The 8,760-nt window shown below is 55.5% G+C and carries 7 protein-coding genes and 2 pseudogenes; 8 read left to right on the forward strand and 1 reads right to left on the reverse strand.

Annotated elements, in window-relative coordinates; translation table 11 throughout:
• The 6 genes and pseudogenes from CFR72_RS15480 to CFR72_RS15510 all read left to right on the forward strand — a co-directional run.
• Positions 1 to 90: pseudogene (locus CFR72_RS15480) on the forward strand (IS5-like element ISMex42 family transposase); the annotation flags it as partial.
• Positions 91 to 102: 12 nt separating this feature from the next.
• The gene (locus tag CFR72_RS15485; protein WP_014106801.1) at positions 103 to 537 is read left to right on the forward strand and encodes a hypothetical protein; all 435 of its coding nucleotides are present in this window, start codon (positions 103 to 105) and stop codon (positions 535 to 537) included.
• Between the two features lie 198 nt (positions 538 to 735).
• Positions 736 to 1,104 (forward strand): hypothetical protein, encoded by a 369-nt coding sequence (locus CFR72_RS15490; protein ID WP_023524152.1) that lies wholly within the window; start codon positions 736 to 738, stop codon positions 1,102 to 1,104.
• A gap of 63 nt (positions 1,105 to 1,167) precedes the next feature.
• On the forward strand, positions 1,168 to 1,464 hold the full coding sequence (locus CFR72_RS15495) for a hypothetical protein (RefSeq protein WP_010511920.1): 297 nt from the start codon (positions 1,168 to 1,170) through the stop codon (positions 1,462 to 1,464).
• Positions 1,464 to 4,682, forward strand: a complete 3,219-nt coding sequence (mobF, locus tag CFR72_RS15500) for a MobF family relaxase (protein WP_110914700.1) — start codon at positions 1,464 to 1,466, stop codon at positions 4,680 to 4,682. The genes CFR72_RS15495 and mobF overlap by 1 nt, the downstream gene beginning before the upstream one ends.
• Before the next feature lie 625 nt (positions 4,683 to 5,307).
• Positions 5,308 to 5,793 carry a MucR family transcriptional regulator gene (locus CFR72_RS15510; RefSeq protein ID WP_014106805.1) on the forward strand — a complete coding sequence of 162 codons (486 nt, stop codon included), beginning with the start codon at positions 5,308 to 5,310 and terminating at the stop codon, positions 5,791 to 5,793.
• 387 nt (positions 5,794 to 6,180) lie between these two features.
• Here the strand turns inward: CFR72_RS15510 and CFR72_RS15515 are convergent, their stop codons facing one another.
• Positions 6,181 to 7,725, reverse strand: a complete 1,545-nt coding sequence (locus tag CFR72_RS15515) for a Fic family protein (RefSeq protein ID WP_014106806.1) — start codon at positions 7,723 to 7,725, stop codon at positions 6,181 to 6,183.
• Positions 7,726 to 8,031: 306 nt separating this feature from the next.
• Between CFR72_RS15515 and CFR72_RS15520 the strand changes: the two are divergent.
• Together CFR72_RS15520 and CFR72_RS15525 are read left to right on the forward strand one after the other, a co-directional pair.
• Positions 8,032 to 8,305, forward strand: a pseudogene (locus CFR72_RS15520) (MucR family transcriptional regulator); the annotation flags it as partial.
• A gap of 89 nt (positions 8,306 to 8,394) precedes the next feature.
• A partial coding sequence (locus tag CFR72_RS15525) for a transposase (protein ID WP_146220758.1) occupies positions 8,395 to 8,760 on the forward strand: 366 nt, incomplete at its 3' end.

Here is an 8,760-nt window from a genome sequence, read left to right on the forward strand (position 1 = left end):
CGCGCTGTCGCAACCAGATATGAAAAAACAGCAACGTCGTTCCTCGCGGTCATCCACATCGCTGCCGCAGCAGACTGGATCAAGCCCTAACAGGCCCTAAACATGTTGCCAGAATTTTTGCAATCTACGCCAAGGTTTATTCAAAATAGAGCGATGTTTATAGAAGCTGGAGGATCAGATAAGCCGTATTGGCGTGACGCAAACGAATTTAAAGATGTGATTAAAAGAATATTTCTTCAAGGCGTTGCATTCTTTGAAAGTCATTATAATTTTAACAGTGAAAAAGACATGCTGGAAGAGCTTCCTGCACGGTATGCCGTAACAGCATCTGGAGGGTATAAAGAATACGAGCAAGAGCGTGGAGTTATGCTTTGTATCGTTCGGTGTATCCTTGGTGACTTCGAATTTGTTAAGCGTTATCGAAGCGATGAATATAAGACTGTATTTCCAAAAATGACAGAAGATTTAGATAAAATCATAGCATGCCTTCCCCAGATGAAAAAATCATGGCAGGAAAAGGGTTGCGTCTCCGTCTGAGGTTGCTTTTAACATAACGTAGCGGTCGTTAATGGAAATGCACACAATTAGGCACAATTTGCAAAGTGCCTACATGAATATTGCTCTCCTGGTTTTGGATTGGCGGTGTAGACGTGCCGCTTATCCAAGTGGCAAACACGTAACAAGCTGGCTTCGATGGTGATGCACAGGCATCGACGACGGGCGTGACGGCCGACGTTGGCGCAGGCGTTATGGCAGGTCAAGTCCGTTTCCGACCTGTTCGAGAAAGGCGACACCGCCAAGGGCAACATCGACCTGATTGCAGTTCAGTCCAATATCGGGCCTGACTTCGAGAAGTCGAGCACTATGCTGACGACGGGCACCCTGACGGCCAATGACATCGCTAACCATGCCGATGCCGTGATGAAGGCGATGGGCCACCAGGCCAACGTCATGAATCCCGAAGGAGCTAAGGGCGGTGGCACGGGCGGGACGATAACTGCGATTGGCGTTGCATGGCGGCCACTGTCGGGAGCGTGCTCGCGGCGACGTCTTACAGGATGCCTGTTCGGTCACGCCACGTGCGATCTGATAGCGTGTACGTAAAAGAAAGCCAGTACAGTCGCGTGATGCTACGTGACACTTTCCCATGTTCTGACGTGGGAAGCGATGAAGATGAGCGAGACAACCGGGAGACGAGGCATATCCCCAGTCCGGGGCGACGACCTATGGGAACGGCTTCGGGCTATTGAGGACAAGCTATCCCTGATTATTGAAATCCTCTCGCCGGAAGATTCCGACGGGCCCACGCTTGATGAGATTCTCGGCCGATTGGTAACCTTGATCGCAGCCCAGAACCCTATGCTCAGACGTATTGATCTTACAACCGGCAGGGTGCTCGATATTCAGGAGGGCAGGATGCCCCGGTCGGCCCGGCCCAATGATGAGGATGGAGCCGATGCCTGATGATGACGTTCCGGAAAATCTCGGCTGAGAGAAGCGGTCGGCTGATCACTGCCTATTTCACGCAGGAACTGCCAGATCCAGAGCACGATTTCCGTACCCAGCCTGGAAAAGTGCCTGACGCGGATGGTGGCCGACTGACCAGCTATTACACCGGTCGCGATGGGCGGGCCTCGTGGCGACCGGGCATGCGACCCGAGATTGCAGCGGCTCTTGGCATTGATCCGAAGACACCACCTAAGAACGCGCAACTCAATCGCCTGTTTGAAGCAAAGAGGGCCGATAATGGCGATGACTGGTCAAGGAACGCCCGCAAGATCAGTGCCTATGATCTGACCCTGGCGCCACACAAATCAGTTACGCTTGCGGCCGAGTTTGCGCCGACCGAGGCCGAGAGGGCAGCCATCTGGCACGCCATTGATCGGGCAAACGACGCCACCATGCTCTATGTCGCGCGGGAAATCGGTTTCGCGCGGCGCGGTCATGGGGGCGAAGACGGTGCCAACCCGGGCGAGGTCGCCTGGGTGTCATTCCGGCATGATACCGCGCGCCCGACGGTCGAGGCGCGTGACGCGGGGACAGGCCAGACCTATCTGATCGATACGCCAACAGGCGGCGATCCCCATGCCCATATCCATAATGCCCTGTTCAATGTCGTAGTCACGGAAGAGGGACATGTGGGTTCACTCGACACGAAGCGGCTGCGATCGCGCGTTCACGAATTTGGAGCATATTTCCAGGCACAGCTCGCTGATGAACTGCGCCGGATCGGCATCGCCCAGCAATACGATGCGAATGAACAGGCGACGGTCATCTCGGCCGTGCCGCAGGATATATCGGATTTCTTCAGCAAGGGACGACGCAACGTCATCAGGGCGGCCAAGGAGTACGCCGCGGCGGAAGGAGCGGACTGGGCGCATATGCCGATCGACCGCAAGCGCCGCATCCTGTCCATGGCCGGCCTGGCAGCCCGGCTCGACAAGGACAAAGGTACGAGTGACCATGAGATATGGCGCGAGCAGGCCAGGCGTCTTGGCTGGGAGGAAAAAAGTCTGCTTGGCACGCCAGCAGCGCCTGTGGGCACCAGGGAACAACGATACGATATTGCCTACCGTTTCGCTGCCCGTCATCTCGCAAGGGAGTTTGAAACAGCCGCCGTGATCGATCACGACAAGCTCAGAACGTATGCTGCCCGGGGCCTGATCGGCACCGGCATCGAGGGTGGGGTGAAGGACATCGATCATGTCGTGGCCCTTATTGAACAGCGTGGTCTTGAACTCGGCGGGGAACGGGTCTCGCTGATTCAGGAGATGCGTGGCGACCGGCTGAGGGTGACGAATTCCGCGCAGATCGCTATCGAGGAGGACCTCGCGATTCAGGCGGCTCGTGCTTCAGGAGACCGGAGCGGGGCGCTGTCGGACCGCCAGATCACAGAAGCGATCGGACGATCGCCGCTTGACTTCGCGAGCGAACATGGAAAGACGCAAAAGGCTGCGATCTACGCTCTTGGCCGGGGCGGCGCGCTCTCCATGCTCACCGGCGTCGCGGGTTCCGGGAAGACGGCCCTGCTGTCTCCGCTGGTTGATGCGTGGAAACATGATACGCGTTATGACACGAATGGTCGCAGGGTTATCGGGATTGCCAATGCCTGGCGCCAGGCAGACGCATTACGTGAGGCCGGCATCTTTGACACAAGCGCTATGCTGCCCTTTCTGGCGCGGCTGGAGAGGGGTGACGTCGATGTGGATCGAAACACGGTACTGGTGATTGACGAGGTCGGTCAGGTCGGCCCACGCCAGATGCTTCGCCTGTTACAGGTGCAGCGTGATACTGGTTGCACGATCAAGGCGCTGGGTGACCACGAGCAGGCGCAGAATATCGAGGCAGGGGACGCCATCGAGATGTTGCGCCGGGTCCTGGATCCGGAAGATATGCCTGAACTTCTGTCCAGCGTCCGGCAGGTATCTGCAAGAAATCGCGAGATTGCTGATCTGTTTCGTGGCGCAGAACCGGAAGAGAGCGATCTGGAATCTCACGAGTTCACGGGGGCTGCGGCCAACGCGCATACGGACGAGGAAAATGATGACGACGTCCGTAACAGGTTCCATCTGAAGGAAGTCCGGGATGCGATCGATATGAAACGGGCGGATGGAACGATCCGTCTGGTCGGCGGCGACCATGAGGAAGTCCTGCAGGATATTGCCCGGCTGTATGTGACGCGTCGCGATGCTCTGGTCGCCGACGGTGCCGGCCTGCGGCGAGGCCGGACCAAGACGATCAGCATGTCGGCGCTGACCAATCAGGATGCTGCCGATCTGAGTCGTGCTGTCCGTAAAATCCTGCAGGAGCGCGGCGAGATCTCGACGCATGAAATCACCGTGCAGGCTATTGATCAGCGCGGCGAAACCTATGATCTCGCGATCGCTACGGGCGACCGGCTTCGGCTGTATCGTCGGACATGGGGCAGTGTGGATGGAAAGGGCGCCACAGTCGGAAATAACGGCGACGTGGTGGAGGTTCTGGCCCATGGCGATGCGGGGCTTCGCGTCCGCACGAAGGACGGGCTTGTTGCCGATGTCGAATGGCGGCGGTTTCGTGATGTGAAGACTGGTCGGGTAATGCTCGGGTTCGGACATGCCATGACGATTGATGCGGCACAGGGGCTTACTTCCGATGAGCATATCAATGCCCTGCCGCGAGGCGTTGAACTGGCGACGGGATTTACCTCATACGTCGCGGAAAGCCGTGCGCGTGGAACCACATGGACCATGATCTCCGATGGCGCGACGTTTGAGGCGGTCCGGAACCAGAGGCCGCTCGGGGATACCACGCCCATCACCAGTGACGACCTGTGGAATCATGTGGCAAAGAAAATGGCGCATAAACCCTATAAATCATTTGGTACGGATCTGGTTGCCCGAACCCGCAAGGCCCGGGATGCGAGGATCCGGGAACTGATCGCGCTTGGGCGCATGCAGGAGACACTGACGAAGTCAGGTCGCCCCTATGGAAGGGAGATTATTCTGGAAACGCAGGCGCGGCAGGCCGAGCGCCTGCATAAGGCGCGTCTGGCCGAGATCGACGCCAGGCTGCAGGTCATGATCAGGAACGCACCAGCAGTCATGACGGGTGCGGAGCAGACGCTTCGGAGCCAACGGGCCGCCCAGGTGCTGGGCAGGCGTCCCCCTGTGCCATCTGCGTCGCCAGGCGCCGCCAGCTAGAGCGTCCGGCTTTCTGCTGTTCTTACCGGATTTGAATCCTGCCGACCATGTGCCATACCGCGACAACATCTCAGATCTGACGCACGCTTTGGTCATTTGCGCAACGAAGTCGGCTGCGTATCGTTAGGGAGGCGGCGAGCAGTAGATAGCAGGTCAATGATGCATGATGTGTCTTTCCGGGGAGATCCTGATCCGTTCGACTGTTGGTTGAAGAAGGAGTTGCGTACTCGGTTCAATGATGTTGTACGCGAACCGATCCCTGAAAGCCTGCTATGCGTTATTGGTCCAACTGAAGCTTCCGGGCATGTTCACGCCTCAAGACCTTCCTGGACCGAAGAGGAAGCTGTGTCTGAGTGTTCTGCTGACACCGGATCCAGATGATCTCTTATCGCAGATATGGCGTCTTGATGCTGGGCGGGAAACGGGTAACAGGATTGCCGTAGAAAGCAAGAAGTGTTGACGGTCAGATGAAATACAGATGAGCAGGCGCAGGATCCTATCGGATATCTGCTCAAGAGCATACCAGTTCTGCAATCTGCCAAATCCTCGAAAACGTCGAGGACTATTCCCAATAGCGGTGCTATATACAGGGTCACAGTTTTTTCGTCTGTTGAGGTGATGGACAATGCCCGAAGAACAACAAAGACAGCTGGCGCTGACCGTGGAAATCATAACTGCTTATGTATCGGAAAATAAAATATCGCCGGACGAACTTATCAGGCTGATTGGGACTGTTTACAATTCATTGTCCGTCCCGACTGCTTCGGGCGTAAAAGAACAGATACCTGCCGTTCCCATCAAGCGGTCCGTATTTCCGGATTATATCATATGTCTTGAAGATGGGAAAAAGCTGAAAATGCTCAAACGGCATCTGCAGGCATCCTATGGCATGACGCCTGAAGAATATCGGCGGAAATGGGGACTTCCATCTCATTACCCTATGGTCGCTCCCAATTACACAGTACGCCGATCGGAACTTGCAAGAGAGATTGGGCTGGGGCGGGATATAATGTCCACTGCCACCAAATCTGGTGATGAGGACACGACAGAACCTACATTGTCTGACAGGCCGCAAGGACGTCGCCGGGGTAGAAAGAAGGCCATCCACTAAAAGGGGAACGCGCCGCCGACCGGGCGGCGCGGCGCTCTGCTGGCTCAGGAACGCGGCAATATACGAAGGCAGAACTTCTTCGCTACGTCGTAGGGTGCCGACAGCGGCTGTTCCTGTTTGACCGGACCATGATCCAGTTCGGGGCGTTACGTCGATAAATCCGGACGAAAGATGCTTTTTATACAATCCAGGTTGCGGATCGCGATCCTAAGCCTTGCGTTATGCACCTTGTGGAAGAATTCAGTTCTCAGTGAAAATCCATAAGCGATGTCTACAAAGTTGTGCTCTCACGAGGGCAGCCTGCCTTTTCCACTCGGACAATCCTTTTGCAGATCCCATGTCTGGTGACGGACAACTTTCTTCTTGTCACGGGCGGTCCACGTGTAGTCATTCAGAGAATGAATGCCTCAGCGCCTCAGAGATGGCGTTCCAAAGCGTGAATTTTTCGATCATGGGATATTCTTTCTGAATCTTGCCGCTGGGTATGAAACGAGTATCCCGTAATGACCTGATGATGCGGTCGGCATCCATATCCGGCATTTCAACAAGCTCCTTGAGTGCCTGCCGGGCATTATGGTGCGACCGGAGATATATGGCTTCCTCTTTCATGTGGTGCTTGATGGTCATCTCTAGTGCTGCGCTGAGATAGATAACGTGGGGGGCGAAATTGATATAGCGCCAGGCCGGTCTCGCCAGATCAGGGCTTGAGAAGTCGAGATTGGATTTTATCCCATCAGGATAGGTCTTCATGTCACGATCGAAAGAGACATGATCCGTGATCTGTCGCATCAGGGGTTTTGAAACCCTGTCCAGAATCTGGTCGTAGTTTCGCCTGCTCGTCGGGTCTCCAATGATGGTGGCTGAGATGGGAAGGATGATCTGGTCGGGGATGGCGCCGTCCCGCCTGAGAACGTCATTTATCAGGAACCGGTGGACACGGCCGTTCCCGTCAGAAAGAGGATGGATGTAGACAAACCCGAAGGCTGCCACGGCGCTACGCATGACAGGAGACTGTCCTTCAGTCCTGTCGAGGAAAATTTTTAATCCCTCAAGCATATCCGCTACGTCGTCTGCGGGAGGCGCGAGGTAGTGAACAACATTCTCGTACCTCATCGTGTATTCTCCAACGAATACCGGTGACAGCCGCAAGCCAAAATGCTCGGTTATTGTGACGTCACCGAGGATGTTGCGTTGCAATTCGGCAAGGTCAGTATCTGTCAGGGGGACTGTCCCTTGCCCGGTTCTCGTGGCGAGTACGTGGCTGAAGCGCTGGATCCGGTCAAGTTGATGCTCCTCACCTTCAATGGTGAAACTTGCCTTGCTTTCCCGGTTTGTCAGCCACACTGCGGCCCGGGCAAGCATGTTCTCGCCGAACTCCTGCACCAGTTCACCGTAACCGGCAGACACGTCCATCTCCGAAGCCGTCTTGAGTTGAGTGGATAGCGGGATAAAGGGACAAAAAAAGCGGTTCCCGGGCATGTTGTCACGGACGCGCCATCGGCTGACGTTGCTCATCCTGTCTGGAGACGCTGTTACCTGAAAAGATCCGTCCAGTGCGGAGACGTAGTTGCCGCCGAGGTCGACTGGCGGCACGAGCGTTTGTCCGGTGACGAACTCAAAGAGAAATGACGCCCGTCTGGCATATTGCCCTGTCGGTGCACTGTTTATCCACTCCTGGACAAAACCTGGTCCGGTCTTCGCAAAAACGCGCGCCAGCAACTCAAGGCTAGTGGGTTCGTGTCGCAGATGAAACTGCAGATGTGCGGCTGCCGTGTCGGCCGGACGCATGTTTTCGGGATATGTCTCGATGCTGTATAAATTATGATGACTGCTCGACCGGCGACTTCCAAGCTGGCTTTTGACAGCCAGTCCGCCGAATGGCTCTGCATCATATTTCAGTGCGAGCCACATGCCGCCAATCGGGTCCGCCATTCGAATTAGATTCCTGCCGAGTTGTCCAAAACCGTTTATTGATGCTTAAAATCGCATATAAACGGTGCCTTGTGTAAAAAAATATATATGGACAGCCGTGGCCACGCGTATGATTGCGTCACTTCGTCTTTGTGATCAATAATTCCCATTCGCTGAAGCGCCCTCATGGCGTTGATTTTGACTGAGAACTGATGGTACGGATCAACTGCGGCGTGATGGTTTCCTCCACTGGACAGTCAACTCTTCAGCATCCTCTCAGGACCACTGCGAGCCGTCCACACCATCAGTTCTCAATGAAAATCAACATCCTATGGCGTGACGCTTGAAGAATATCGGCGGAAGTGGGGACTTCCGTCTCATTATCCTATGGTCGCTCCCAATTACACAGTGCGCAGATCGGAACTTGCACGAGAAATCGGATTGGGGCGAGACATAACGTCTGCTGCGACAGAATTTGATGATATAGGCAACGGAACCGGCATTGCCAGAGAGGTCGCAGGAGAAGCGTCGGGGCAGAAAGAAGGCCATCCACCAAAAGCGGAGCGCGCCGTCAGACGAGGCGGCGTGGCTGTTCTTTTGATTCAGTCATGATGATGAACAGACGGCTGTCTACCTTATATCCCGACGCTAGGGCCTGTTAGATCTTGAATTTCTTCCCATATTGTAGGGATGGAAGAAGGAGACAGAACAGGCACCTTTACGGACGAGACATGGGCGATCTGGGAACCTCTGATTGAGGAGGTTCGCCCGAGGGGCAAGACGCCGCCACATGATCTGCGGCGGACGATAGCAGCGATTTTCTGGCGTCATGAGAATGGCGCGAAATGGCGGAGTATCCCCGCTGAACTGGGTCCGTGGTGGCGGGCTGCGCAGCTTTTCATCCGCTGGGCGAAGCTCGGCGTATGGGAGCGGCTGCTCGCACTGGTTCAGGAACAACAGGGAGTGGCATTCGGAATGACTTTTCTGGATGGCACAAACATCAGGGCTCACCACAAAGCGGCGGGAGCCCAAAAAAAGGGGCCTCTTTCGAAGAGC

Origin of the sequence: Gluconacetobacter entanii (assembly GCF_003206495.1) — a bacterium.
Classification (GTDB): domain Bacteria; phylum Pseudomonadota; class Alphaproteobacteria; order Acetobacterales; family Acetobacteraceae; genus Novacetimonas; species Novacetimonas entanii.